We start from the raw sequence: 23,492 nt of genomic DNA, 5'->3' as shown, positions 1-23,492 counted from the left end.
CCTCGCAGCTACGCGCCGCGTACCGCCAGCGCCCTGCGCAGGTCGTCGAGCTGGTCGACCAGCTTGCGGTGGAGGGCCGGGATCATCGTGTCGGACGTGAGGTGGGACTCGCCCAGGGCCAGGGAGTCCGCGTCGATCGCGTACGACGGGAAGGCGTAGCGCCCCGCGGCCTCGGCCATCGCCGGGCCCCGGCGGTCGCCGAGCGCGACGGCCGCCTCGTAGAAGCGCGGCACGTACTCCCGTACGAGCTCGGCCTGTTCGGGCTGCCAGAAGCCCTGGGCGGTGGCGGTGAAGAGGTAGTTGGAGAGGTCGTCGGAGGAGAACATCGCCGCCCAGGCGGCCTCCTTCGCCTCCGGGGTCGGGAGGCCGGCCCGGCAGCGGGCGGCACCCTCCTGGCCGGTGGCGCTCGGGTCCCGCTCCAGCTCGGCGGCGATCACGGTCTCGTCCGTGGCGCCGAGGACGGCCAGGCGGGCGAGGATCCGCCAGCGCAGCTCGGGGTCGAGCTCGGGTCCGCCGTGGACGGTGCCCTCGCCGAGCCAGGAGGCGATCTTGTCCGGGGTGGTGGCGCTGTCGACGCAGGCGCGGACGGCGGTGAGGCGCAGGCCGGGCTCCTCGCCGTCCTCGGTGCGGCGCAGCAGCGCGCGGGCGATCTCGCCGATCTTCGCGAGGGCGGCCGGGCGCTCCTCCTCCGGCACGTACCGGTCGGCGATCTGGGTGCGCGCGAAGCCGAGGACGCCCTGGACGAGGGCGAGTTCGGTCTCCTCGGGCAGGTGCGCGAGGGCGACCTCCAGGTAGTCGGCGGGGGCGAGGTCGCCGTCGCGGACCATGTCGCGCAGCGCGTTCCAGACGACGGCCCGGGTGAGGGCGTCGGGGATGCGGGAGAGGCCGCGCAGGGCGGATTCCTCGGAGACCTCGTCGAAGCGGAGCTTGGCGTAGGTGAGGTCGCCGTCGTTGAGGACGACGAGGGCGGGGCGCGGGCCGGTCAGTTCGCCGGGCGCCTCCTGGGGGACGTCGAGCTCGCGGCGCTCGCGGAGGGCGAGTTCGCCGTCGGGCTGCCGGTCGAAGATCCCGGCCTGGATCCGGTGCGGGCGGCTGCCGTCGCGGTCGACGTGGAGCAGCCAGTGGGTGCCTTCGCCCTCCAGCCGGGACGTGAGCGTGTCGACGCCCGTCGTGCGCAGCCACTGCTCGGCCCAGGCGTGGACGTCGCGGTCGGTGGCGGCGGCGAGGTTGTCGATGAAGTCGGCGAGGGTGGCGTTGCCGAACTTGTGGCGCTTGAAGTGGATGTTGATGCCGGCGAGGAAGTCCTTCTCGCCGAGCCAGGCGACGAGCTGGCGGAGCGCGGAGGCGCCCTTGGCGTAGGAGATGCCGTCGAAGTTGAGGAGGGCGGAGGCGGTGTCGGGGACGGCTTCCGGGTCGGGGGCGACGGGGTGGGTGGAGGGGCGCTGGTCCGCCTCGTAACCCCAGGCCTTGCGGGTGACGCCGAAGTCGATCCAGGTGTCGGGGAAGAGGTCGGAGCAGGCCTCGTTGACGGTCTGGAAGCCCATGTACTCGGCGAAGGACTCGTTCAGCCAGATGTCGTCCCACCAGCGGAGGGTGACGAGGTCGCCGAACCACATGTGGGCCATCTCGTGGGCGATGACCATGGCGCGGGTCTGGCGCTCGGTGACGGTGACGGCGGAGCGGAAGACGAACTCGTCGCGGAAGGTGACGAGTCCGGGGTTCTCCATGGCGCCGGCGTTGAACTCGGGGACGAAGGCCTGGTCGTACGAGTCGAACGGGTAGGGCTCGTCGAACTTCTCGTGGTACCGGTCGTAGCAGGCCTTGGTGACGGCGAGGATCTCGTCGGCGTCGGCGTCGAGGTGGGCGGCGAGCGAGCGGCGGCAGTGGATGCCGAAGGGCAGGCCGGCGTGCTCGGTGCGGATGCTGTGGAAGGGGCCGGCGGCGACGCAGACGAAGTAGGTGGAGAGCAGCGGGGTGGGGGCGGCCTGCCAGCGGCCGTCGGGCTGCTGCTCGGTGATGCCGTTGGAGAGGACGGTCCAGCCCTCGGGGGCGGTGACGCCCACCTCGAAGACGGCCTTCAGGTCGGGCTGGTCGAAGGCGGCGAAGACGCGCTGGACGTCCTCCATGAACAGCTGGGTGTAGACGTACGACTCGCCGTCCGTGGGGTCGGTGAAGCGGTGCATGCCCTCACCGGTGCGGGAGTACCGCATGGTGGTGCTGACGCGGAGGGTGTGCTCGCCCTCGGTGAGGCTCAGCGGGAGCCGGTTGCCGTCGAGGGCGGTGATGTCGAGGGGCTCGTCGTCGAGGAGGGCGGAGTGCAGCGTCTCGGGCTTGAGCTCGACGAAGGTGTCCCCCGCGGCGCGGGCCGTGAAGCGGATGAGGCTGCGTGACCGGAAGGTCTCGTCGCCGGTGGTGAGGTCGAGGTCCACGCGGTAGTGGTGGACGTCGAGGAGCTGGGCACGGGTCTGCGCTTCGTCGCGCGTCAGTACGGACATGGGCCCTATGCTGCCCGATCGCCCCGTTCCCGGGCAGGGGGTATCGGGACCTCAGGCCAGGCCGGAGCCGTTCAGGTGGGCGAAGGCGGCGGTGATACGGGGCCGGTCGTAGCCGGTCGGGCCCGCGGCGCCGCTGGAGATCAGGGTGTGGAGCAGGATCCGGGCCTTGGCGGGGTCGAGCGGGCCGGCGGGGATCAGTCCGTGGTGCAGCAGGTCGTGCTCGGAGCCGGGGCTGCGGTAGGTGTCGGTGAGGGTGGCGCCGCCGCCGGTGCGGGAGGCGAGGACGACCGGGATGCGCCGGGCGATCTCGGCGAGGGGCTCGACGAGCGGCGCGGGGGCGTGTCCGCCGCCGAACGCGGCGACGACGAGGCCCTGGAAGCGGTCGTCGACGGCGTCGAGGAGTTCGCCTCGGTCGCCGAGGGAGAGGGTCACCAGGGCGACGCGTACCGAGGGGTCGAGCTTCAGCGTGCAGGCCGCGGCGGTGACGGCGGGGCGGAGAAGGATCCGGGGTTCGCCCTCGACGACGGTGCCGAGCGGGCCGGCGCCGGGCGAGGCGAAGGTGGTGATCGAGGTGGTGTGGGTCTTGCGGGCGAGGCGGGCCGCGTGGATCTCGTCGCCGAGGACGACCAGGACGCCGAGGCCGCGGCAGCCCGGGTCGGCGGCGACCGCGAGGGCGGCGGCGAGGTTGGCGGGGCCGTCGGCGCCCGGCAGGTCGGGGCGGCGCATCGCGCCGGTGACGGCGATCGGTGCCTGTTCGGTGCTGCAGAGCAGGTCGAGGAGGAAGGCGGTCTCCTCCAGGGTGTCGGTGCCCTGGACCACGACCACGCCGGAGCCTTCGGCGACGGCCGCCCGGACCTCGTCCGCGAGGGCGGCGAGGTCCTCGAAGGAGAGGGTGGAGCTGGGGACCCGGCGGAAGTCCCGCAGGACGACGTCCTCGGGGGCGCCGAGCTCGGCGAGGACCTCCCGGCCGGTCATGCGGGCGGCGTCACCGCCCCGGGCGGAGATGGTGCCTCCGAGGGTGAAGACCGTGACGCGCGCCATCAGCGTGCTCCGTCCGCAATCGTCTCGTGGTGCCGGATGACCTCGGCGATGATGAAGTTGAGGAGTTTCTCCGCGAAGGCCGGGTCCAGTTTCGCGCTCGCGGCGAGTTCCCGCAGCCGGGCGATCTGGCGGGCCTCGCGGGCGGGGTCGGCGGGCGGGAGGTGGTGTCCGGCCTTGAGGACGCCGACCTGCTGGGTGCACTTGAAGCGCTCGGCGAGCATGTGCACGACCGCGGCGTCGATGTTGTCGATGCTTTCGCGCAGCCGGGTCAGCTCGGCGAGGACGGAGGGGTCGATGTCACTGGTGCCGCTGGTGTCGCTCATGATCTGCGAGCTTAGACGGATCGCGGGAGGATCGTGGGCGGGTGTTCGGGATCCGGAACGCTGGTGCTCCAGCCGCCGTGCACGGAGCGCCCCTGCTGCTCCCGGAAGCGGATGGGCGCGGTGCCGACCCGGCGGGTGAAGAGCCGGGAGAAGTAGGCGGGGTCGTCGTAGCCGACGCGGCGGGCGACGGCGGCGACGGGCAGCTCGGTGGCGGCGAGGAGCTCCTTGGCGCGGCCGAGGCGGACGGTGAGCAGGTAGTCCTTGGGGCTGCATCCGGCGGCGCGGCGGACGGCGCTGCGCAGCTCGGCGGGGGTCATGCCGTGCCGGGCGGCGTGCTCGGCGACGGACAGCGGCTGGAAGGCGTCGCGGGCGAGGGCGGTGAGGACGGGGTCGCCGTCGGCGTTGGTGTCGGCGCGGGCCCGGCGCAGGGCGACGAGCAGCTCGTGGACGGCGGCGCCGGTCTCGACCTCGAGGAAGGGGTTGCCGGGTCGGGCGGCGCGGGCGATCCGGCCGATGGCGGCGCGGGCGGGGGCGGCGTCGGAGAGGGGGACGACGGGCCGGTCGGGCTCGATGTAGCCGAGTTCGGTGTACGTGGCGGTGGCGGGTCCGGTGAAGTCGACGAAGGCCTCGTCCCAGCCGGTGCCGGGGTCGGCGGCGTAGTGGTGGGGGGTGCCGGGGGTGAGCCAGAGGAGTGCGGGGGCGGTGACGGTGGTGCGGCGCCCGTCGGCGCCCCGGTACCAGCCGCTGCCGGCGGAGACGACGACGGCGACGTGGTGGTCGAGGGTGCGCGGGCCGACGGTGGGCAGGGTGCCGTGCTGGAGTCCGACGCCGAGGCAGACGAGTCCGAGGCGGTGGTGGACGGGTCCGGGCGTGAAGTAGCGCATCCAGGTGTGGTACATGCCGCGGGCCTTTCCCTAACGTCCAAACTGCAACGATCTTTGTCCATGGACCGCGCCGCCGCCAGAGGGCGAGGGTGAGGCCATGAGCACGTTCGCTGTGGGTGACTTCGCTGTCGGTGACGAGGACTTTCTGCTCGACGGGCGGCCGGTGCGGCTGCTCTCGGGGGCGCTGCACTACTTCCGGGTGCACGAGGGTCATTGGGAGCACCGGCTCGGGATGCTGCGCGCGATGGGCCTGGACTGCGTCGAGACGTACGTGCCGTGGAACCTGCACGAACCGGAGCCCGGCCGGTACGCCGACGCGGACGCGCTCGGGCGGTTCCTGGACGCGGTGGGGCGGGCCGGGATGCGGGCGATCGTGCGCCCGGGTCCGTACATCTGCGCCGAGTGGGAGAACGGCGGGCTTCCGCACTGGCTGACCGGGCCGCTCGGGCGACGGGTGCGGACCCTGGACCCGGAGTTCCTGGCGCCGGTGGAGGCCTGGTTCCGGCGGCTGCTCCCGCAGGTGGTGGAGCGGCAGATCGACCGGGGCGGGCCGGTGGTCCTGGTGCAGGTGGAGAACGAGTACGGGAGTTACGGCAGCGACCGGGGCTATCTGGAGTGGCTGGCGGGGCTGCTGCGGGACTGCGGGGTGAGCGTGCCGCTGTTCACCTCGGACGGGCCCGAGGACCACATGCTGACGGGCGGTTCGGTGCCGGGGGTCCTGGCGACGGCGAACTTCGGCTCGGGGGCGCGGGAGGGTTTCGCGACGCTGCGGCGGCACCAGCCGTCGGGGCCGCTGATGTGCATGGAGTTCTGGTGCGGCTGGTTCGACCACTGGGGCCGGGGGCACATGGTGCGGGGCGCGGCGGACGCGGCGACGGCGCTGCGGGAGATCCTGGAGTGCGGGGCCTCGGTCAACGTCTACATGGCGCACGGCGGGACGAACTTCGGCGGCTGGGCGGGCGCGAACCGGGACGGTGAGCTGCACGACGGTCCGCTGCGGGCGACGGTGACCTCGTACGACTACGACGCGCCGATCGACGAGGCGGGGCGGCCGACGGAGAAGTACCGGGCCTTCCGCGAGGTGCTCGCGGAGTACGCGGAGGGGCCGCTGCCGGAGGTGCCGGAACCACCGGCCCGGCTCGGGGCGGCCGTGTCCGGGGTGCTCGACGGCTGGGCGCCGCTGGACGGGGTCCTGGAGGTCCTCGGCGGCGAGGAGACCGAGACGCCGCTGCCGCCGACCTTCGAGGAGCTGGGCGTGGACCGGGGTCTGGTCCGCTACCGGGTGGCGGTGCCGGGCCCCCGGCAGCCGTACCCGCTGGGTGTGACGGGGCTGCGGGACCGGGCGGTGGTGTACGTCGACGGGCTGCCGGCGGGGGTGCTCGACACCTCGGACGGGGAGGACGCCGTCCTTCCCGAGCCGGTGGCGGGCCCGGCGCTCGTGGACCTGTGGGTGGAGTCGCTCGGCCGGGTCAACTACGGGCCGCGCCTCGCGGAGCCGAAGGGGATCACCGGGGGCGTACGGCACGAACGGCAGTATCTGCACGGGGTACGGGCCCGGGGTCTGCGGCTCGACGCCTTCGAGCCGGCGGCGGTCGGCAAGGTGCCGTTCGGTCCGGTCTCCGGTGGCCCGGGGCTGTATCGGGGGGCGCTCGACGTGGCGGGGGCCGGCGACGCGTGGCTGCGGCTGCCGGGCTCGACCCGCGGCTTCGTGTGGGTGAACGGCTTCTGCCTGGGCCGCTACTGGTCGGCCGGCCCCCAGGAGGCGCTGTTCGTGCCGGGGCCGGTGCTGCGGGAGGGCGCGAACGAGGTGTGGGTGCTCGAACTGGAGGGCGGGGCTCCGTCAGCGGTGGGGCTGGAGCCTGCGTGAACGTGAGGGCGCCCCGGAGCCGAGGCCGCTCCGGGGCGCCCGTTCACAGGGCCGCTACAGCGTGGCGGCGGCGGACTTGATGGCGGCGGCGAAGGTCGAGACCTCCGTGTAGACGCCGGGGAAGCCGGGCCGCGCACAGCCCTCGCCCCAGCTCACGATGCCGACCTGGATCCAGGCTCCGGCGTCGTCCTTGCGGAACATGGGGCCGCCGGAGTCGCCCTGGCAGGTGTCGACCCCGCCCTGGCTGTAGCCGGCGCAGATCTCGTCGCTCGGGACGAGGTCGCTGCCGTACGCCGCCTGGCAGGAGGCGTCGGAGACGAACGGGACGTTCGCCTTGAGGAGGTAGCGCTGCTGCGCCCCTCCCTCGCGGGCGGCGCCCCAGCCGGCGACGGTGAAGGTGCCGTTGTTGTAGGCGGTGGTGTCGGCGATCTTCAGGTTGGCCAGCGAGGTGATCGGGCTGGCGAGCTTGATGAGCGCCCAGTCCTTGCCCTGGCCGTTGTAGCCGGGGGCCTGGAGGACCTTGGTCGACCGGACCTTGATGGCGCTGCCCGACTGGAGGTCCACGACTCCGGCGGTGGCGGTGATGCTGGTGTTGGCGCCGGAGCCGCTGACGCAGTGGGCGGCGGTGAGGACGATCTGAGGGCTGATCAGGGAGCCGCCGCAGCCCATGGAGAGCCTGACCATCCAGGGGAACTCTCCCTGGGCTGCGCGGGTGCCGCCGACGACGGGGGCCGGGGCGGCGGAGGCGGTGGTGGTGGGCTGGAGGCTGACGGCCGCCAGGACGACGGCGCCTGCGGCCGCCAGCTTCTGGAGGGCACGGACCATGCGGTTCTGCTTCACGTGTCTTCCTTCACTCGTGGGGGGTCGGCCTCGACGGAGGGATGGCATGTACGCGATGACATGCGCTCGTCAAGGCATGTCCGGATTATGAACAGCGCCCAACTGAGGCCACAAGAAAGCCTTTTCGGCCAGACCCGGTGGAGGGACCGTACAGTGGACGGGAGGGGGGATCCGGCATGCAGAACCGTGATGGGGCCGACCGTGTCATCCACGGCTTCCCGCACCGCGCCGCCGTGCGGGCCTCGCTCACCGCGCTCTACCGCCGCCTCTCCCCCGACGGAGTGCACCGCTATCCCGCCAGCGTCACCGCCGACGACGTGGAACTCGGCGACGACGAGGACCTCCACCTCGGCACCCAGCGGGTCGCCCGCGCCCTCCTCCGCCACCTGCAGCTGCCGAAGGCGCGCATCGTGGTGAGCTTCCGCCCCATGGAGTACGCGGCGGCCGTCGAGCTCGCGGCGGGACCCGAGTACTTCGTGGAGCTCAACGACCGCTTCCGGACCCGCCGCAGGGACATCGGCGCGGCCCTGGCCCACGAGATCACCCACGTCCTGCTGCACCGGCTCGGCCTCGGCTTCCCCTCCACCGCGGAGAACGAGATCCTCACCGACGTCACCACCGCCTACCTGGGCGCCGGCTGGCTGCTGCTCGACGCCTACCGGCGGGACGGCGTCGAGAGCCAGAAGCTCGGCTACCTCACCCCGGAGGAGTTCGGCTACGTCCTCGCCAAGCGGGCCGAGGTCTTCTCCGAGGACCCCTCGCCGTGGTTCACCAGTGCCGTCGCGTACGAGGCGTGGGTACGGGGCCGTGCCGAGGCCGCGCGGGAGCGGAGCGCGCCGCCGCTGGCCGGGGCGGGCTGGGCCGAGCGCCGCCGGTACGCCCTGCAGCGGCGCAGGGGCCGGGCCGCCGAGGACGCCCCGTACGCCTTCGAGGGCGGCGCCCCGGCGACCGGCGTCTCCTTCCTCTGCCCGGTCTGCGGCCAGCGCCTGCGGGTCCCGGCGGGATGCGCGCTGCGGGCCCGGTGCGGGGTGTGCCGTTCGGTGCACGAGTGCGGGCCGTGAGCGGCTCCGCGTACCGGCTGCTGGAGTGCGGGCCCTGAGGGGCGTCCTGCCGTCGCGGGACGCCCCACCCGGTGTCGACGCCCCGTCAGAAGGGGTAGAGCCGCCTCACCACCTTCAGCAGCGTGTTCATGGTGCTACGGGCCGCGGAACGGCGGTAGGCATGCCGCGACCAGATCGTCGGCAGCACGACCCCGACGAAGATCAGCAGGGCGCCGAGGAGCACCAGGAGGCCGACGGGGCCGAGGAGTTCGAGAACCTCGGAGAGCAGGGACACGGTGGACTCGGGGCGGACTTCGGCGGACATGGAGGACTCCCTCTCGGTTGGGTGACGCGTGGAGACGGGGAGTACTCTCCGGTGCCCCGCCACCCGTCGGCGGGTCCCGGGCGGAATCGGCGGACGCCGGACATCGCCGCAGGCCACGGCATACCCTGGGGCCCGGATCCGGGGTACCCCGGGGCGATCCGGGGCGCCCCGGGGTCGCGACCGGCGGGGAGGGAGCGTCATTGGAGCGGGGAGCGGAGGCCCGGCGGCGGTTCGCCGACTGGCTGCACGAGGTGCACGTGGCCGCGGGCACGCCGAGTGCCGACAGGCTGGAGGCCAGTAGCCGCGCGGCCGGGCGCAAGGGCCGCGCCCTCAGCAGCTCGGGCGTCCAGCGCCTGCTGAGCGGGCGGCTCGTCAAGGCCCCCGAGTGGGAGTTCGTGACGGCCTTCCTCGACGCCTGTGTCGCCTGCGCCCCGGCCTCCGCGCCGGTGCCCGCCGCGCTGGTGGCACGGCCGTTGTGGTGGAGCCGGCACCAGCGGCTCGTCACCGTCCTCGCCACGACGAAGAGTCCCGCCCGGAGCCGGGGCGGGCAGAGCGACGAGCCCTCCGACGCCCACGCCGTGAAGACGTACGCCCGGCGGGTCCGCGAGTCGTACGGACGGCTCGACCTGGAGGTGCTGACCCCGGACAACGACCAGAGCGTGCAGCAGAAGGTGGAGCTGCGCGAGGTCTTCGTCGTGCCGACGGTACGGGCCGACCCCCCGCCCGTGGAGCTCTCCCGCGAGCTCATGGTGCGACTCCTCCAAGGCGAGGAGCTCGCCGTGGAGGACGAGCTGCCGCCCGGCCTCGACCTGGCCCTACTCGACAGCCTCGTCGAGGCCTACCGGCAGCGGCCGCCGGAACACGTCCTGGAGATCCTCGCACGGGAGGAGAACCGCCGGGTCGTCCTCCTCGGCGACCCCGGAGCGGGCAAGTCCACCCTCGCGCACTACCTCGCGATGACCCTGACCGCCGATCCGGACCCTTGCGGCCCTCTGGCACCGCTCGCGGGACACGTGCCGCTCGTCGTCGAGCTGCGGCACTACGCGCAGCCCGCCTGGCGGCAGACGACGTTCGAGGACTTCCTCGAACACCTTTGGGCCACCGAGGGGATGGCTCTCCCCCGCCCGACGCTGTCCCGACTCCTCGGGGAAGGCCGGATCATCCTGGTCTTCGACGGTCTGGACGAGATCTTCGACCCCGAGTTCAGGGCGGAGACGGCCCGCCGGATCGCCGGCTTCGCCGCCCGCCACGAGCGCTGCCGGGTCGTCGTCACGTCCCGGGTCGTCGGCTACCAGCGGAAGACGCTCGACGGGGCGGACTTCGCCCACTACATGATCCAGGACCTCGACACCCCGCGGATCCACGCCTTCGCGCGCCGGTGGTTCGACACGGCCTGCCCGGAACAACCCGCGCTCGCGGACCGGCTCTTCAACCGCTTCAAGGACGCCGTCGCCCATTCGGCGTCCGTACGGGAACTGGCCGGCAACCCGCTCCTGCTGACCATCCTCGCCATCCTCGGCCGCCGCCAGACCCTCCCCCGCGACCGGCACGGGGTGTACCAGCACGCCGTCACGGTGCTCGTCGCCCGCTGGGACCGGGACGCCAAGCACCTCACCACCCATCTGTCAGGCTCGGTCGCCGACGCCCTCGACGCCCTCGGCCAGGTCGAACGTCTTGAGATGCTCCGTCTGCTGGCCCGCAGGATGCAGGAGGGGGTCGGCGGGATCTCCGGCAACTACATCCCCGAAGCCGACATCGAGGACGTCTTCCGCCAGTACCTCCAACTCTGCGACATCCCCCCGGACGTCGCGCGCCGCGCCGCCCGCGCCATGGTCCAGCAGCTGCGGGAGCGCAACTTCATCCTCGCCCGCTACGGTGGGGGCGCCTGGGGCTTCGTCCACCGCACGTTCCTGGAGTACCTCGCCGCGGCCGACATCGTGCACCGCTACGAACACGAACGCGAGTGGACCCCCGAGGCGCTCGTCCACGAGGTCCTCCTGCCGCGGGCCCGGGACACAACCTGGCACGAGGTGATCCTGCTGCTCGCCGGACAGCTTCGCGAGCGCGACACCGGGACACTGGTGGACGGGCTCGTCGACGCGGCGGCCTCCGGCGACCTGGGCGAAAGGCTGTCCCTGGCGCTCCGCGCGCTCGCCGAGGTCAAGAAGATCGGCGTGCTCGCCCCGCAGAGCACCACGGTGGTCGACGGGATCACCCGCTTCCTCGGCCTGGAGAGCCTCAGACGCGGGGAGTACTTCACCGTCGGCCCGTCGTACCTGCCGGTCGAGGCCGCCACTCCCGCACTGGCCTCCTTCAGCGAGCACTGGACTGGGCGCGGCCGCTTTCTGGCCTGGTTCCACGTCTGGGGCCAGTTCCTGTCCGGCCCCACCGCGGCCCGGCTCGCCTGCGCCCTGCACCGGGACGAGACGGCCGTCATCGCGTACGCGCGCTTCACCTGGTCGCCGGGCGGCCGCGCCGCCGCCGTCACCGAACTGGCTGCGCGGTGGTCCGGCAGCCCCGTCGCCCTGGAGACGGTCAGGACCTGCGCCGTCCACGACGAGGACGTCCATGTGCGGGGCACGGCACTGCGTGTCCTGGTCTCCGCGACGGCCGACTCCGAACGGACCGAGGAGCTACGCGCGTTCCTCCAGGACCGGGCGGTACAGGATCCCGCGCCCGGTCCGCGCAAGCAGGCGCTGGACCACCTGCTGGCCGGGTACCCCGACGACCGCACCCGCCGCTTCTTCGAGGAGCGTGCGGTCCACGACCGGTTCGATGCGGTGCGCGCCCATGCCGAGAGCCTGGTGGACCGGCTCGCCTCGCCTGACGGCGGCGGAGAGAAGCACGAGGACGCGCGCATCCCGCTGATCGCGCGACAGCGCGCGCTCGCGCGGCTCGAAGACCGGCTTGAGGAGGAAGGCCACGAGAGCGAGGCCGCATGGGCGCTGAGGGCTTGGTGGTCCGGCAAGTACCGCCTGCTGGTCGATCTGAGCGAGCCGTTCCGGCCGGCCTCCGTCGAGAAGGAGCTGACCCTCTGGCTGCGGAACCACCCGGACGATCTCCGCATGCTGATGCGCGACGTCCACCGCCTCACGGAGGACACGCTCCGGAGCCTGTCGAAGGCCCTGAACCGGGACCTCCAGGAGTACCGGCCCCTGAGCTCGTTCAGGATCCGGAGCGCCGCCCTGGCGATCATCGGCCTCGTACCCGGGGAGGACACGCGCGACTTCCTCGTCGCCTGCGCCCAGGAGCTCCCCGACGACGAACTACGGGTCGAGGCGGCGCTCGTCCTCGCCGAGACACGGAACGACGATCCTGCGGTGGCCGCCCTTCTACTGGACCTCGCCCAGCACGATCCTGTACCCGCCGTCCGGCTCTCCCTCGTCCGGTCGCTCGCCCGCGACTGCTCGCACCGCCCCGCCGTCCGTGACGTCCTGTACACGTGCGCGGTCGGTGACCCGGACGCCGACGTGCGGCTCCACGCGCTGAACTGGATGGCCCAGTGGTGGCCGGACCATCCCGGGTGGGAGGCCCTGTTCGGCACGGACGCCCCGGGCGGCGGACGGGACGAACGACTGCTGCGACTCAAGGCGCTCGCCTCCGGCGGACGCGACGAGGAGCTGACGCGCGGGCTCGCGGCGGAACCGGAAGCGCCGGTCCGGGAGCAGCTGCGGCACGTCCGTCTGCTCCAGGAGGCTCCCGAGCGCACGGCCCGTGCCGTGTTCCGGCACCGGCTGCTCACCGGATTCGAGCGGCTGCTCAAGGCCCGGAGGCGCGCGGTCGCCCCCTGACCCACCCGGCCGCCGTCCGCAATGGATTTGCGCCAGGGCCCGACGGAGGGTCAGGGTCGGGGCATGAGCACGTTGTTCGACGCGATCCGGCACGGGGACGAGGACGGGGCCGTACGCGCCCTGCGGGACGGGGCCGACCCGGAGGGCCGGGAGGACGGGGAGACCGCCCTGTACCGGGCGGCCGTCGACGGCGAGGCCGGCATCGTGCGGGTGCTGCTCGCCGCCGGGGCCGACCCGGGCCGGCTCAGCGGCGAGGACGACGGCGACCTGCCGCTGTGCGGGGCGGCCTGCGCCGGGCACACCGAGGTCGTGCGGGCGCTGCTCGCGGCGGGCGCCGCGGCCGACCAGGAGGAGTCGTACGGCTTCACCGCCCTCGCCTGGGCCCTCCGCCTCGGCTACGCCGACACGGCCCGGGCCCTCCTGGAGCACGGCGCCGACCCGGAGCGGCCGGGACCCGACGGTGTCCTCCCGCTCGTCGCCGCCGCCCGGCGCGGCTCCAGCGGCTGCGTGCGGGCGCTCCTCGACCACGGGGCGCAGGCCCGGGAGGCCGCCCTGCGGGAGGCCCGGCGGTGGATCGGCGCGGACATCGCGGCCGAGCTGCGGCGCGGGCTCGTCGCCGGGAACGAGGGCGGGCAGACGTACGAGGCGGCCGTCCGGCGGATCCGGGAGGACGGCGGGATCACGGTGTGCGTCGAACTGCTGCGGGAGAACGGCGCCCCCGGGCGCGGTGACGACCGGGGGACCGGCCACGCGGCGATCGCCACGCTCCTGGAGGCCTCGCTCGGCCTGCGCACCCCGCACGAGGAGCTCGCGGCGCGGGCGCTGCACTGCGGCGACCCCGAGCTCGACGACTGGACGACGGCGGTGGCCGAACTGGCGGGCCGGGCCGACGAGGAGACCTTCGTGGCGGCGGCCGGCTGGTGCGCCTACCGCGATCCGCTGCGCCGGGCGCTCGGCGCGCGGGTCCTCGGCGCGCTGCCGGGCTTCGGGCCGAGCGCGGTCCCGGTCCTGCGGCGGCTCGCGGCCGAGGCGGTGCCCCCGGCGCGGGAGCCGCTGCTCTCGGCGGTCCTGGCGCTCGGGGAGTGCGCGGACGCGGCCGCCGTACCGGAACTGCTCGCGACGGCCGGACATCCCGACCCGGTGGTGCGGCGGGCGGTCGCGGCCGCGCTCGCCGGGATCGTGCCGCCCGGCCACGTCGAGGCGCTCGGGGTGCTGCTCACGCTGAGCCGGGACGGCGACGCCCGGGTGCGGGACTGGGCGACGCTGGCGCTCGCCGAGCTGCCCGACGACACCCCGCTCGTACGGGAGGGTCTTGCGGAGCGGCTCGGCGACGCCGACCCGGAGACGGCGGCGGAGGCGGCGCGGGGCCTGGCTATCCGTCAGGATCCCCGCGCCGTCGACGCGCTCGCGGCGATCCTCGCGGACGGGGAGGCGGACGGCGCGCCGCGCGAGACGGCGCTCGCCGCCCTGGAACACGTCCGCGACCCGCGGGTCAGGACCCGCCTGGAGTGGACGACCCCGCGCCGCTGACCGACGGAACGTCAGCAGGCGTAGTCGATCAGGTCGAACGTGGCGTAGTGGTCGGAGGTGTAGTAGTCCTCGTCGAGCGCCTTCCCGGTCACGATCCGGCGGGCGCCGCGGGTGGAGACGCCCGGGGTCTTCACCGTGTACTCGTGGTAGTAGCCGTAGGTGTGGGCCGGCAGGACGCCTTCCCGGTTCTGGAAGACGACCCCGTCCTGGCTGTACGGGAAGGGGCCGCCGACGTCGATCAGACGCAGGGTGTCGTACGCCTGGGCGGGCAGGTCCGAGTAGCAGATGTCCCCGACGGACGAGATCGCCGCGATCGAGGACACGGAGGCGACGGGCGCGGGGGCCGGCGCGGCGGTGGCCGGGGCGCCGAGGAGGAGGGAGGAGAGGAGGGCGGCGGCGACACCGCCGGCGAGGGTGATTCGAGGGGGGATTCGCATGACTGCGATGATGACGCGCGTAGATCCCCGTCGGGAACCCCAACAGCCTTCAGTTCCACGGACGTTAACCGAAGCCTCCCCAACGTGCGGATCCCGTGGACGACGAGGAACCCGAGGTCGGCGCCCGCGACGGCGAGGCCGGGGGCCAGGGGCCGGGCGCCGGTGCGGACAGGGGCGGCGGCTTCCAGCGCGCCGCGACCAAGCGCCTCACGGAGTGGCCCGCCCCATCTCCCCGCGCACCGGCGCCGACACACCCCTCCCGTTCGACCCCTCCGGGTGCTACGTTCCTCGCCGACACGTCACCTAACTAACGTTAGATGGAAGAGCGGCCCCGCGGGCCCGTCCGCCCACGGCTGTCCCACCCGAGTCCGTCTGCCGTACCGCCACCGGCCGTACGTCCGTCAGTCCGTAAGGGAGCCCAGCCATGCCCCTGTCCCGACGCGCCCTGCTCGCCACCACCGGCGCCGCACTCCTCCTCGGCGCCGCGCCGCCCGCCGTCGCCCGCCCCCGCCCCGCGACCGCCACGGCGATCCGGCAGATCCCGCTCCAGGGCGCGGTCAACGTCCGCGACCTCGGCGGATACGTCACCTACGACGGCGCACGGGTCCGGCACGGTCTCGCCTACCGCGGCGACCACCTCGCCAGGCTCACCGACGCCGACCTCACCACCCTCGCCGGGCTCGGCCTCGGCACCGTGGTCGACCTGCGCATCCCGCTGGAGGTCGGCTACGACGGCGCCGACCGGCTGCCCGCGGGACCGGTCCCGGTCGCCCGGCCCGTCACCGACCACGGCCTCTTCGGGCAGCTGATGGCCGCGATCTCCTCCCGCGACCCGGTGCGGCAGGAGGAGATGCTCGGCGGCGACCGGGCCGCCGCCTTCATGCGCGAGGTGTACCGCACCTTCGTCACCGACCCCGCCAACCGGGCCGCCCTCGCGGCGACCCTGCGGGACCTGGCCGATCCCCGCCGGGGGCCGCTGCTCCTGCACTGCACCTCCGGCAAGGACCGCACCGGCTGGACGAGCTGGCTCCTGCTCACCCTGCTCGGGGTGCCCTCGGCCTCCGCCCGCGCGGACTACCTGGCCTCCAACACCTTCCGCGCCGCGAACGACGCGCGCGTGCGGGAGGGCCTCGAGCAGGGCGGGCTCATGCAGAACCCGGACCTGATCGTGCCGCTCCAGGAGGTGCGGGACGAGTACCTGGACACCGCCCTCGACCAGGTCCGCACCTCGTACGGGAGCCTCTTCCGTTACGTGTCGGTCGGCCTCGGCCTGGAGCTGCGCGAGCTCGCGGCGCTCCGCGAACGGCTGGTGCCCGGGGCCTGACGCCCGCCCCGGCCGCCGCCCGCCGCCGCACCGCGCCCGGCGCCCGCGCCGGAACCCCGGCCGGTGCCGGAGCCGCGCCCCGAACCGGCCGCCGCCCGTCCGGAGCCGCCCGTGCCTCCGGAGCCCCGGCCCGTGCCCGTCGTGGTGCCGGAGGTCCGGTTTCCGGCGGGGGTGGCGGACCCGCGGCCGCCGGACGTGCCGGAGGCGCGGCCCGCGGCCGGTGCGGCCGTGCCCGTACCACCGCCACCGGAACCGGACGGACGGCGACGGCGACGGCCACCGCCCGTGCCGCCGCCGGCCGCCGCCGGCTTGCGCGGCGGGGTCGGCTGCGGCGTCTCGATGACGACGGGGACGCCCGAGGGCTCCCGGGCGCCGGTGAGCTCGGCGAGCTCCTCGTCGCTCGACTTGATCTGCGCCGTCCGCGGGCTGATGCCCGCGTTCGACATCAGCCGGCCCATGTCCCGCTTCTGCTCGGGCAGGACCAGCGTGAAGACGCTGCCGGACTCGCCGGCGCGGGCCGTGCGGCCGCCCCGGTGCAGGTAGTCCTTGTGGTCGATCGGCGGGTCGACGTTCACGACCATGTCGAGGTCGTCGACGTGGATGCCGCGGGCCGCCACGTTCGTCGCGACCAGCGTGGTGACCTGGCCGGTCTTGAACTGGTCCAGGGTCCGGTTGCGCTGCGGCTGCGAACGGCCGCCGTGCAGCCCGGAGGCCCGGACGCCGTTGGCGAGCAGCCGCTTGACCAGCCGGTCCACGGACCGCTTGGTGTCGAGGAAGAGGATCGTCCGGCCGTCGCGGGCCGCGATCCGCAGCGTGACCGCCTTCTTGTCGGTCTCGTCCATCACGTACAGGACGTGGTGCTCCATCGTGGTGACCGCACCGGCCGACGGGTCGACCGAGTGCACGACCGGGTCGTCCAGGAACATCTTGACCAGCTTGTCGATGTTCCGGTCGAGGGTCGCGGAGAACAGCAGCCGCTGACCGTCCGGCTCGACCTGCTTCAGCAGCTTCGTCACCTGCGGCAGGAAGCCCATGTCGGCCATCTGGTCGGCCTCGTCGAGGACCGTGACGGCGACCTGGTCGAGGCGGCAGTCGCCCCGCTCGATGAGGTCGTGGAGCCGGCCCGGCGTGGCGATGAGGACCTCGGCGCCGCGCCGCAGGGACGAGGACTGCCGGGTGATCGACATGCCGCCGACGACCGTGGTGATCCGCAGCCGCAGCGCGGAGGCGTACGGCGTGAGCGCGTCCGTCACCTGCTGCGCGAGCTCGCGGGTCGGCACCAGGACCAGCGCGAGCGGCGCGGTCGGCTCGGCGCGGCGGCCGGCGGTGCGGGCGAGGAGCGCGAGCCCGAAGGCGAGGGTCTTGCCGGAGCCGGTACGCCCCCGGCCGAGGACGTCGCGCCCGGCGATCGAGTTCGGCAGGGTCGCGGCCTGGATCGGGAAGGGCTCGGTGACACCCTGCTCGGCGAGCGTCCGCACCAGCGCGGCCGGCATGTCCAGGTCCTCGAAGGAGGCCACGGGCGGCAGCGCGGGCGTCACCGTCTCCGGCGGAGTGAACTCCTGCGGCGGCGGGGGCGCGGCGGGACGACGGCCGCCGCGGGGGCCCTTCGGCTGGGACGTGGACTTCGCCTGGGCGGTGCGGGGGCCGCGCTTGTGGGAGCGTTCGGAGCGGGTCATTCGTGCCTTCCTGGCCGGTGCGCGGCACAGCCGGGGCCCGCACCTGCGCGATGCGGGCCCCGGCTGTTTCTACCCGGAACACCAGATGCGGGCCCCGGCTGTCTCTCCCGGGACGCGCGATACAGGTCCCGGATGTCTACCGGAACAATAGTGCGCCTCAGGACCTTCCCGCCCCGGCCCCCCGCTCCCCGGGCTCCCCGGGAGCGCGTACGGCGATCCCGTCCAGGACCATCGACAGGTACTGGCGGGCGATCTCCTCCGGGCTGTGCTGCCCGCCCGGCCGGTACCAGGACGCGGCGACCCAGACGGTGTCGCGGACGAACCGGTAGGTCAGGCGCACGTCGAGGTCCGCGCGGAAGACCCCGGCGGCGACGCCGCGCTCCAGGGTCCCGAGCCAGGCCTTCTCGAACTTGCGCTGCGAGTCGACGAGGTAGCCGAAGCGGTCCTGGTCGACGAGGTGCTGGGACTCCTTCTGGTAGATGGCGACGGCGGCGCGGTGCCGGTCGATCTCCCGGAAGGACTCGGTGACCAGGGCCTCGATGGTCTCGCGGGGGCCGAGCTCGGCGTCGAGGACGGCGTCGTACCCCTCCCACAGCTCGTTCAGGAAGGTGGAGAGGATCTCGTCCAGCATCGACTCCTTGGAGTCGAAGTGGTAGTAGAGGCTGCCGGCGAGCATCCCGGCGGCGTCCGCGATCTTGCGGACGGTGGTGGCGTTGTACCCCTGGGCGGCGAACACCTCGGCCGCCGTGTCGAGGAGTTCACGGCGCCGCTCGGGCCCGCCGCTCACCTGGTTTTTCTTCTTGCTTGCTGTGTTCGGCACGTGCCCATTCTGGTCCCACCCGGCCCGTGCCACCCAGGAGTCAGGCCTCCTGCCTCGGCGGGCCGTCGTCGTTGCCGCGCCGGAGCGTCTTCGTCGGGCGTCCCTGCGCCCAGCTGTGGAAGACGATCTCCTCGCCGTCCACCCAGATCCGTACGACCTCCGCCGGCTCCGCCCGGAAGAGGTGGAAGGGCTGCGGCGCACCCGCCTCGGCCGCGTACCGGTCCAGGGTCTCCTGGTCGGTGATCTCGACCGCCCGCCCGGAGATCCGGACGTCCCCGCCGCCCATGTCGGTGCCGGGGCCCGGGTTGGCCATCAGTGCGAACCGGGGGTCGCGGCGCAGGTCGAGCGCCTTGCGGGAGTTCGGCATCATGCCGAGCCAGAGCTCGCCGTGGCGGAAGTCGGCCTCGATGCCGCTGAGGCGGGGCGAGCCGTCCTTCCGCACGGTGGCGAGGGCGTGGTGGGTGTACCGCCCGAAGCGCTCCCGCACGATCGCGGCGAGCTCGGGCTCGGCGGCCTCGAAGGCCGACCAGGTGGTCGTCGGGTGTCCGGTGTCTCCCATGAGTCCAGGAAACACCGGATACCCGACAACCACTGTCCGGATTACTCCGGGGTTCCTCCGGGGTTCCTCCGGGGTTCCTCCGGTTCAGGAGGTCGCCGCGCGCTCGGCGGCGCTGCGCTCCACGCAGAACTCGTTGCCCTCCGGGTCCGCCATGGTCGCCCAGCCGGTGCCGTCGGCGTTCCGGCGGTCGTCGACCAGGGTGGCGCCGAGGGCGATCAGCCGCTCGACCTCCTCGTCGCGGGTGCGGTCCTGGGGCTGGAGGTCGAGGTGGACGCGGTTCTTCACCGCCTTCGGCTCCGGGACCTGGATGAAGAGGAGGTCGGCGCCGGGCGAGTCGACGAGGGCCTCCGGGTCGCCGGGCTTGTCGTCGTCGGAGACCTTGGCGTCGAGCACCTTCGCCCAGAAGGTCGCCAGGGTGTAGGCGTCGGCGCAGTCGATGGTCACGTGTCGCACGAGAGAACTCATGGCCGCATGATCGCCCCCGCCGGCGGCCGGAGGCCAGCCATTTCCCGGCGCGCGGACGACGACGGGGGGGGCGTCCCTTCCTCGCCGCTCAGCCGGCGGCGAGAGGCCCCCTCCGTCGCCGCTCAGCCGGCGGCGAGGGGCCGTCCCTCCGTCGCAGCCACGAGCGCGGCCAGGGAGGAGCGGGTGCCCTGGAGGTCATGGATCTTCTCGTCGATGGCGTCGAGCCGGGCGACGAGCATCGGGCTGAGGCAGGGCTCGATCTCCGCCTCGCTGCCGCAGACGCAGTCGAGGACCTCGGCGATGACCCGGGTCGGCAGTCCGGCGCCGAGGAGGGCGCGGATGCGGCGTACGACGGCGGGGGCGTCGGGGCCGTACACCCGCTGCCCGCCGGAGGTGCGCTCCGAGTCGAGGAGGCCCTGCTCCTCGTAGTAGCGGAGCAGCCGGACGCTGACCCCGGTCTCGCGCGCCAGCTCACCGATCTTCATGTGATCCCCCTCACATCAACCCGTCCGCGCTTGAACCTCACACCTGTGTGAGCTCCTACGGTCCGGACCATGACGAACAACACGAACCCCCCTACCGGCACGACGATATTCCAGCTCGGCGGCGACCTCCCGGTCCGCCGCATCGGGTACGGCACGATGCGGCTCGCCGACGGCCCCGGCGACCCGGCCGGCCCGGAGGCCCGCATCTGGACGGCCCCGGCCGACCGGGCGGCTGCGGTGGACCTCCTCCGTACGGCCGCCGAGGCGGGCGTCACCCTCTTCGACACGGCCGACGCGTACGCCCTGGGGGCCGGCGAGGAACTGCTCGCCGATGCGCTGCGCCCGTACGGCGACGGGGTCGCGGTGGCGACCAAGGTCGGCGTGGTCCGGCCCTCCCCCACCGAGTGGGTGCCGCTCGGCCACCCCGCCTATCTGCGCCAGCAGGCCGAACTGAGCCTGCGCCGGCTGCGTACGGAGCGGATCGACCTCCTCTACCTGCACCGGCTCGACGAGAACTTCCCCGTGGCCGAGCAGGTCGGCGCCCTGAAGCGGCTTCAGGAGGAGGGAAAGGTCCGGCACATCGGGCTCTCCGAGGTGACGGTCGCCCAGCTGGAGGAGGCCGAGGCGGTCGCCCCGGTCGCGGCCGTGCAGAACCTCTACAACCTGGCGACCCGCGACCACGAGGCCGTCGTCGAGCACACCGCCGGGCGCGGGATCGCGTTCGTCCCCTTCTTCCCGGTCGCCATGGGCGGGCACGCGGGCCCGGACGGGCCGGTGGCGCAGGTCGCCCGCGAGGTCGGCGCGACCCCGTCCCAGACGGCGCTCGCCTGGCTGCTGCACCGGGCCCCGCACATCCTCCCGATCCCGGGCACGTCCTCGGCGGCCCACCTCGTGGAGAACCTGGGCGCGCTCGACGTCACGCTCACCGAGGGGCAGTTCGCCCGCCTGGGCGCGCCTTCGGGTTCATGACCGTACGACGCCCTGGGCCCGGGCGGCGGCGAGCCAGGCGGGGAACTCGGACACGAGCCGGTCGTACAGCTCGGCGTCCGGGACCCGGCTCGGGTCCTGGCCCGCGTGGAAGAAGCCGGCGTTGTCGAGGGGCCGCTTCGCCGGCACGTCGAGCTCGTCGAGCCTGCGCAGGAACTCGAACTGCCGGCTGCCGGGGTCGCCGAAGCCGATGAACTGCCAGAAGATCGGCAGCCGGGCCGCCTTGCAGACGTACCGCTCGGCGGCGAGCTTGTTGATCGGCCCGCCGTCGGTCTGGAAGACGACGAGCGCGGGCGCGGTGGAGCCGCTGTCCAGGTAGTGGTCGATGACGGCGTCCATGGCGAGGTGGTAGCTCGTCTTCCCCATGTGGCCGAGTCCGGCGACGATCCGGTCGATCCTGCCGACGTGGTCGTCGAGCCGGATGTCGGTCTCCGCGTCGATGTCGGTGGAGAAGAAGACCACCGGGACCCGTCCGTCGTCGTCGAGGTGCGCGGAGAGCCCGAGGACCCGGTCGGCGAGGGCCTGGACGGTGCCGTTGGCGTAGTACGGCTTCATCGATCCGGAGTAGTCGATGACGAGGTAGACGGCGACCCGCTGCCCGCCGACCCCGTGCCGCGCGAGCGAGGCCCCGGCCTCCTTGTAGAGACTCACCAGCGCGGGCGCGGTCTCCTCGACCTTCCGCAGACTCAGTGCCATGACTGCTCCCCCTCCGGCTCCGCGCGCTCCGGCTCCGCGCGCTCCAACTCCTCGATGTCCGCGAGCATGGCGTCGGCCAGGTCGCGTTCGGCCGTGTAGTACCGCTCGGCCCAGGCCAGGGTGAGCCGGGGGTACGCCCACGCCTCGTCCGCCCCCGCGTCGGCCACGTCCGCCTCGGCGCGCCGCCGCATGCCCTCGGCGTACTCCCGGTGCGCGGCCAGGATCTCCCGCATCCGTTCGGGTTCGAGGAGGTGTCCGAGCCAGAGCCGCAGCATCGGCCCGTGCTTGAGGACGGGCGGGTCGAGGGGGGCCGTGCGGGCCCAGGTGCGGACGGCGGCGAGGCCCTCGCCGGTGATGCGGTAGACGCGCTTGTCGCGGGTGCCGGTCTCGGGGGCGACGAGCCGCGAGGTGGCGTAGCCGCGGTTCTCCAGGCGTTTGAGCTCGCTGTAGACCTGGCTGAAGGAGGGGCTCCAGTAGAAGAGGCCGAGGGACCGGTCGGCCCACTTCTTGACGTCGTAGCCGGACAACTCCCGTCCGTGGGACAGCAGTCCGAGCACGGCCCAGCTGGTCGCGGGAAGCTCTGGCACGCTCTCTCGGTCCACCACGGACGGCAGTCTACGACCCTTCCCCCTGTCCTCTATGCCTGCTAGAAGTATTTTGATTAGGCATAGTGACGGCCTGCCCCGGGAGGAGCGTCCCGTGAAGTTCTCCATGATCTTCGAAGCGCAGCTCGTCGACCCGACCCCCGACCGCGAACGCCAGGTCATCCACGACTGCGTCGAACAGGCCGTCTTCGCCGAGGAGATGGGCTTCGACCGGATCTGGGCGGTCGAGCACCACTCCCTCGCCCAGTACGCCCACATGAGCGCGTCCGAGGTCTTCCTGACCTGGGTCGCCGCCCGGACCGAGCGCATCCGCGTCGGCCACGGCGTGGTCACGATGCCCTTCGGCTACCAGCACCCGGTCCGGGTCGCCGAACGCGCCGCCATGCTCGACGTGCTCTCGGGCGGCCGGGTCGACGTGGGCGCCGGCCGGGGCGCGACCCGCCAGGAGACCCGGATGTTCGGGGTGCGCCCGGAGGACACCCGCGCGCAGACCGAGGAGGCCCTGCGGATCTTCGCCGCCGCCTGGCGGGAGCCGGAGTTCGAGTGGCACGGCACCCTCGACATCGGCCCCGGCGCGGTCCTGCCCCGCCCCGTGCAGACGCCCCATCCGCCGCTCTTCATGGCCTGCTCCCGGCACGAGTCGCTCCGGCAGGCCGCCGAACTCGGCATCGGCGCCCTGGTGATGGGCTTCGCGGGCGCCGCCGACGTCCGGGCGATGCGCGCGGTGTACGACGAGGCCATCGACGCCCGGGACGGCTCCCGGTTCGTCTCCACCGAGGTCAACGACCACTTCTCCGCCCTCTGCCCCACGATCGTCCTCGACGACGCCGCCCGCGCCCTCCGGCTCGGCACCCGGGGCCAGCGCTTCTTCGCCGAGTCGATCGCCCACTGGTACAGCGGCGCCCCGGCACCCACGGGCTACGCGGAGTACGAGGACCACACGGGAGCGCTCGACGAGAGCAGGCAGAAGCTGATCGCCCGCCTCCACGAGGCGGACATCCCCGCCCGCCCGGTCGACACCGGCACGTACAACACGGACCACGCCTACGGCGACGCGACCACCGCGATCGCCTACGTGGAACGCCTCCGGGAGATCGGCGTCGACGAGGTGATGTGCCTGATCCAGATGGGCACGGTGCCGCAGGAGGTCTGCCTGGAGACGATCCGGCAGTGGGGCGAACACGTCATCCCGCGCTTCCGCGCCGCCTGACCACGCGCTGCAGCGCCCCCAGTCGTCCGGTCGGGGACATTCGGGGGGCGCTGCGCTCAGTTCCGTACGTCGTTGTACGGGACGTCTTCGGG

The 23,492-nt window shown here is 73.5% G+C and carries 20 protein-coding genes and 1 pseudogene; 7 read left to right on the top strand and 14 right to left on the bottom strand.

The genetic code is table 11. The features are described from left to right. Nucleotides 1-8 precede the first annotated feature (8 nt). Genes pepN through ACFYX3_RS06910 form a run of 4 tightly spaced genes read right to left on the bottom strand, consistent with a single transcriptional unit; the run spans nucleotide 9 to nucleotide 4,758 of the window. Nucleotides 9-2,495 carry an aminopeptidase N gene (gene pepN, locus ACFYX3_RS06925; protein WP_389008980.1) on the bottom strand — a complete coding sequence of 829 codons (2,487 nt, stop codon included), beginning with the start codon at nucleotides 2,493-2,495 and terminating at the stop codon, nucleotides 9-11. A gap of 51 nt (nucleotides 2,496-2,546) precedes the next feature. After that, complete coding sequence (locus ACFYX3_RS06920) at nucleotides 2,547-3,536, bottom strand: asparaginase (protein ID WP_389008977.1); 990 nt, start codon at nucleotides 3,534-3,536, stop codon at nucleotides 2,547-2,549. Next, the gene (locus tag ACFYX3_RS06915; protein ID WP_116161543.1) at nucleotides 3,536-3,859 is read right to left on the bottom strand and encodes a chorismate mutase; all 324 of its coding nucleotides are present in this window, start codon (nucleotides 3,857-3,859) and stop codon (nucleotides 3,536-3,538) included. Before ACFYX3_RS06915 ends, ACFYX3_RS06920 begins: the two co-directional genes overlap by 1 nt. An 11-nt stretch (nucleotides 3,860-3,870) precedes the next feature. Further along, nucleotides 3,871-4,758, bottom strand: a complete 888-nt coding sequence (locus ACFYX3_RS06910; protein ID WP_389008973.1) for an AraC family transcriptional regulator — start codon at nucleotides 4,756-4,758, stop codon at nucleotides 3,871-3,873. Nucleotides 4,759-4,840: 82 nt separating this feature from the next. On the opposite strand from ACFYX3_RS06910, the gene ACFYX3_RS06905 reads away from it, so the two are divergent. Further along, nucleotides 4,841-6,610, top strand: a complete 1,770-nt coding sequence (locus ACFYX3_RS06905; RefSeq protein ID WP_389008970.1) for a beta-galactosidase family protein — start codon at nucleotides 4,841-4,843, stop codon at nucleotides 6,608-6,610. Between the two features lie 54 nt (nucleotides 6,611-6,664). Here the strand turns inward: ACFYX3_RS06905 and ACFYX3_RS06900 are convergent, their stop codons facing one another. Next, nucleotides 6,665-7,435 carry a serine protease gene (locus ACFYX3_RS06900; RefSeq protein WP_389009453.1) on the bottom strand — a complete coding sequence of 257 codons (771 nt, stop codon included), beginning with the start codon at nucleotides 7,433-7,435 and terminating at the stop codon, nucleotides 6,665-6,667. A gap of 191 nt (nucleotides 7,436-7,626) precedes the next feature. On the opposite strand from ACFYX3_RS06900, the gene ACFYX3_RS06895 reads away from it, so the two are divergent. Further along, on the top strand, nucleotides 7,627-8,511 hold the full coding sequence (locus ACFYX3_RS06895; protein ID WP_389008967.1) for a hypothetical protein: 885 nt from the start codon (nucleotides 7,627-7,629) through the stop codon (nucleotides 8,509-8,511). An 85-nt stretch (nucleotides 8,512-8,596) separates the two neighbouring features. On the opposite strand, the gene ACFYX3_RS06890 is transcribed toward ACFYX3_RS06895, so the two are convergent. After that, nucleotides 8,597-8,815, bottom strand: a complete 219-nt coding sequence (locus ACFYX3_RS06890) for a hypothetical protein (protein WP_376584834.1) — start codon at nucleotides 8,813-8,815, stop codon at nucleotides 8,597-8,599. A gap of 200 nt (nucleotides 8,816-9,015) precedes the next feature. On the opposite strand from ACFYX3_RS06890, the gene ACFYX3_RS06885 reads away from it, so the two are divergent. Further along, nucleotides 9,016-12,606 (top strand): NACHT domain-containing protein, encoded by a 3,591-nt coding sequence (locus ACFYX3_RS06885; RefSeq protein WP_389008964.1) that lies wholly within the window; start codon nucleotides 9,016-9,018, stop codon nucleotides 12,604-12,606. Between the two features lie 63 nt (nucleotides 12,607-12,669). After that, complete coding sequence (locus ACFYX3_RS06880; protein ID WP_389008961.1) at nucleotides 12,670-14,136, top strand: ankyrin repeat domain-containing protein; 1,467 nt, start codon at nucleotides 12,670-12,672, stop codon at nucleotides 14,134-14,136. An 11-nt stretch (nucleotides 14,137-14,147) separates the two neighbouring features. Here the strand turns inward: ACFYX3_RS06880 and ACFYX3_RS06875 are convergent, their stop codons facing one another. Beyond that, on the bottom strand, nucleotides 14,148-14,573 hold the full coding sequence (locus ACFYX3_RS06875; RefSeq protein ID WP_389008958.1) for a ribonuclease domain-containing protein: 426 nt from the start codon (nucleotides 14,571-14,573) through the stop codon (nucleotides 14,148-14,150). Nucleotides 14,574-14,997: 424 nt separating this feature from the next. Between ACFYX3_RS06875 and ACFYX3_RS06870 the strand changes: the two genes are divergently transcribed. Further along, nucleotides 14,998-15,897, top strand: a complete 900-nt coding sequence (locus ACFYX3_RS06870) for a tyrosine-protein phosphatase (protein ID WP_389008955.1) — start codon at nucleotides 14,998-15,000, stop codon at nucleotides 15,895-15,897. Here ACFYX3_RS06870 and ACFYX3_RS06865 read toward each other — a convergent pair. From ACFYX3_RS06865 to ACFYX3_RS06845, 5 genes and pseudogenes are all read right to left on the bottom strand, one after another. Next, nucleotides 15,822-17,573 carry a DEAD/DEAH box helicase gene (locus ACFYX3_RS06865; protein WP_389008952.1) on the bottom strand — a complete coding sequence of 584 codons (1,752 nt, stop codon included), beginning with the start codon at nucleotides 17,571-17,573 and terminating at the stop codon, nucleotides 15,822-15,824. The genes ACFYX3_RS06870 and ACFYX3_RS06865 overlap by 76 nt on opposite strands. Before the next feature lie 157 nt (nucleotides 17,574-17,730). Further along, a complete protein-coding gene (locus ACFYX3_RS06860; RefSeq protein ID WP_389008949.1) occupies nucleotides 17,731-18,393 on the bottom strand; it encodes a TetR/AcrR family transcriptional regulator in 663 nt (220 codons plus the stop codon). Between the two features lie 40 nt (nucleotides 18,394-18,433). Beyond that, nucleotides 18,434-18,952 (bottom strand): pyridoxamine 5'-phosphate oxidase family protein, encoded by a 519-nt coding sequence (locus tag ACFYX3_RS06855; protein WP_389008946.1) that lies wholly within the window; start codon nucleotides 18,950-18,952, stop codon nucleotides 18,434-18,436. A gap of 93 nt (nucleotides 18,953-19,045) precedes the next feature. Beyond that, a pseudogene (locus ACFYX3_RS06850) lies at nucleotides 19,046-19,417 on the bottom strand (VOC family protein); the annotation flags it as partial. 122 nt (nucleotides 19,418-19,539) lie between these two features. Next, complete coding sequence (locus ACFYX3_RS06845) at nucleotides 19,540-19,902, bottom strand: MerR family transcriptional regulator (protein WP_389008943.1); 363 nt, start codon at nucleotides 19,900-19,902, stop codon at nucleotides 19,540-19,542. A gap of 69 nt (nucleotides 19,903-19,971) precedes the next feature. Between ACFYX3_RS06845 and ACFYX3_RS06840 the strand changes: the two genes are divergently transcribed. Next, nucleotides 19,972-20,871: an aldo/keto reductase gene (locus ACFYX3_RS06840; RefSeq protein WP_389008940.1), complete on the top strand. Its 900-nt coding sequence runs from the start codon at nucleotides 19,972-19,974 to the stop codon at nucleotides 20,869-20,871. On the opposite strand, the gene ACFYX3_RS06835 is transcribed toward ACFYX3_RS06840, so the two are convergent. Together ACFYX3_RS06835 and ACFYX3_RS06830 are read right to left on the bottom strand one after the other, a co-directional pair. Beyond that, complete coding sequence (locus ACFYX3_RS06835) at nucleotides 20,866-21,585, bottom strand: vWA domain-containing protein (RefSeq protein ID WP_389008937.1); 720 nt, start codon at nucleotides 21,583-21,585, stop codon at nucleotides 20,866-20,868. The two genes, ACFYX3_RS06840 and ACFYX3_RS06835, sit on opposite strands and share 6 nt — an antisense overlap. Next, the gene (locus ACFYX3_RS06830; RefSeq protein WP_389008934.1) at nucleotides 21,576-22,190 is read right to left on the bottom strand and encodes a PadR family transcriptional regulator; all 615 of its coding nucleotides are present in this window, start codon (nucleotides 22,188-22,190) and stop codon (nucleotides 21,576-21,578) included. The genes ACFYX3_RS06835 and ACFYX3_RS06830 overlap by 10 nt, the downstream gene beginning before the upstream one ends. 94 nt (nucleotides 22,191-22,284) lie before the next feature. Between ACFYX3_RS06830 and ACFYX3_RS06825 the strand changes: the two genes are divergently transcribed. Beyond that, nucleotides 22,285-23,400 (top strand): LLM class flavin-dependent oxidoreductase, encoded by a 1,116-nt coding sequence (locus ACFYX3_RS06825; protein WP_389008931.1) that lies wholly within the window; start codon nucleotides 22,285-22,287, stop codon nucleotides 23,398-23,400. Nucleotides 23,401-23,492: the final 92 nt, after the last annotated feature.

Origin of the sequence: Streptomyces sp. NPDC002463, assembly GCF_042889835.1 — a bacterium.
Classification (GTDB): Bacteria; Actinomycetota; Actinomycetes; order Streptomycetales; family Streptomycetaceae; genus Streptomyces; species Streptomyces nymphaeiformis.
The sequence above is the reverse complement of the archived record's forward strand: the minus strand, read 5'-3'. Positions and strand labels throughout refer to the sequence as shown.

What these genes read in the sequence shown, in the direction of transcription:
- ACFYX3_RS06890 (WP_376584834.1), bottom strand. Translation starts at nt 8,815, where the DNA reads ATGTCCGCCGAAGTCCGCCCCGAGTCCACCGTGTCCCTGCTCTCCGAG.
- ACFYX3_RS06900 (WP_389009453.1), bottom strand. Translation starts at nt 7,435, where the DNA reads ATGGTCCGTGCCCTCCAGAAGCTGGCGGCCGCAGGCGCCGTCGTCCTG.
- ACFYX3_RS06905 (WP_389008970.1), top strand. Translation starts at nt 4,841, where the DNA reads ATGAGCACGTTCGCTGTGGGTGACTTCGCTGTCGGTGACGAGGACTTT.
- ACFYX3_RS06840 (WP_389008940.1), top strand. Translation starts at nt 19,972, where the DNA reads ATGACGAACAACACGAACCCCCCTACCGGCACGACGATATTCCAGCTC.
- ACFYX3_RS06920 (WP_389008977.1), bottom strand. Translation starts at nt 3,536, where the DNA reads ATGGCGCGCGTCACGGTCTTCACCCTCGGAGGCACCATCTCCGCCCGG.
- ACFYX3_RS06875 (WP_389008958.1), bottom strand. Translation starts at nt 14,573, where the DNA reads ATGCGAATCCCCCCTCGAATCACCCTCGCCGGCGGTGTCGCCGCCGCC.
- ACFYX3_RS06870 (WP_389008955.1), top strand. Translation starts at nt 14,998, where the DNA reads ATGCCCCTGTCCCGACGCGCCCTGCTCGCCACCACCGGCGCCGCACTC.
- ACFYX3_RS06910 (WP_389008973.1), bottom strand. Translation starts at nt 4,758, where the DNA reads ATGTACCACACCTGGATGCGCTACTTCACGCCCGGACCCGTCCACCAC.
- ACFYX3_RS06855 (WP_389008946.1), bottom strand. Translation starts at nt 18,952, where the DNA reads ATGGGAGACACCGGACACCCGACGACCACCTGGTCGGCCTTCGAGGCC.
- ACFYX3_RS06915 (WP_116161543.1), bottom strand. Translation starts at nt 3,859, where the DNA reads ATGAGCGACACCAGCGGCACCAGTGACATCGACCCCTCCGTCCTCGCC.
- ACFYX3_RS06880 (WP_389008961.1), top strand. Translation starts at nt 12,670, where the DNA reads ATGAGCACGTTGTTCGACGCGATCCGGCACGGGGACGAGGACGGGGCC.
- pepN (WP_389008980.1), bottom strand. Translation starts at nt 2,495, where the DNA reads ATGTCCGTACTGACGCGCGACGAAGCGCAGACCCGTGCCCAGCTCCTC.
- ACFYX3_RS06845 (WP_389008943.1), bottom strand. Translation starts at nt 19,902, where the DNA reads ATGAAGATCGGTGAGCTGGCGCGCGAGACCGGGGTCAGCGTCCGGCTG.
- ACFYX3_RS06835 (WP_389008937.1), bottom strand. Translation starts at nt 21,585, where the DNA reads ATGGCACTGAGTCTGCGGAAGGTCGAGGAGACCGCGCCCGCGCTGGTG.
- ACFYX3_RS06865 (WP_389008952.1), bottom strand. Translation starts at nt 17,573, where the DNA reads ATGACCCGCTCCGAACGCTCCCACAAGCGCGGCCCCCGCACCGCCCAG.
- ACFYX3_RS06895 (WP_389008967.1), top strand. Translation starts at nt 7,627, where the DNA reads ATGCAGAACCGTGATGGGGCCGACCGTGTCATCCACGGCTTCCCGCAC.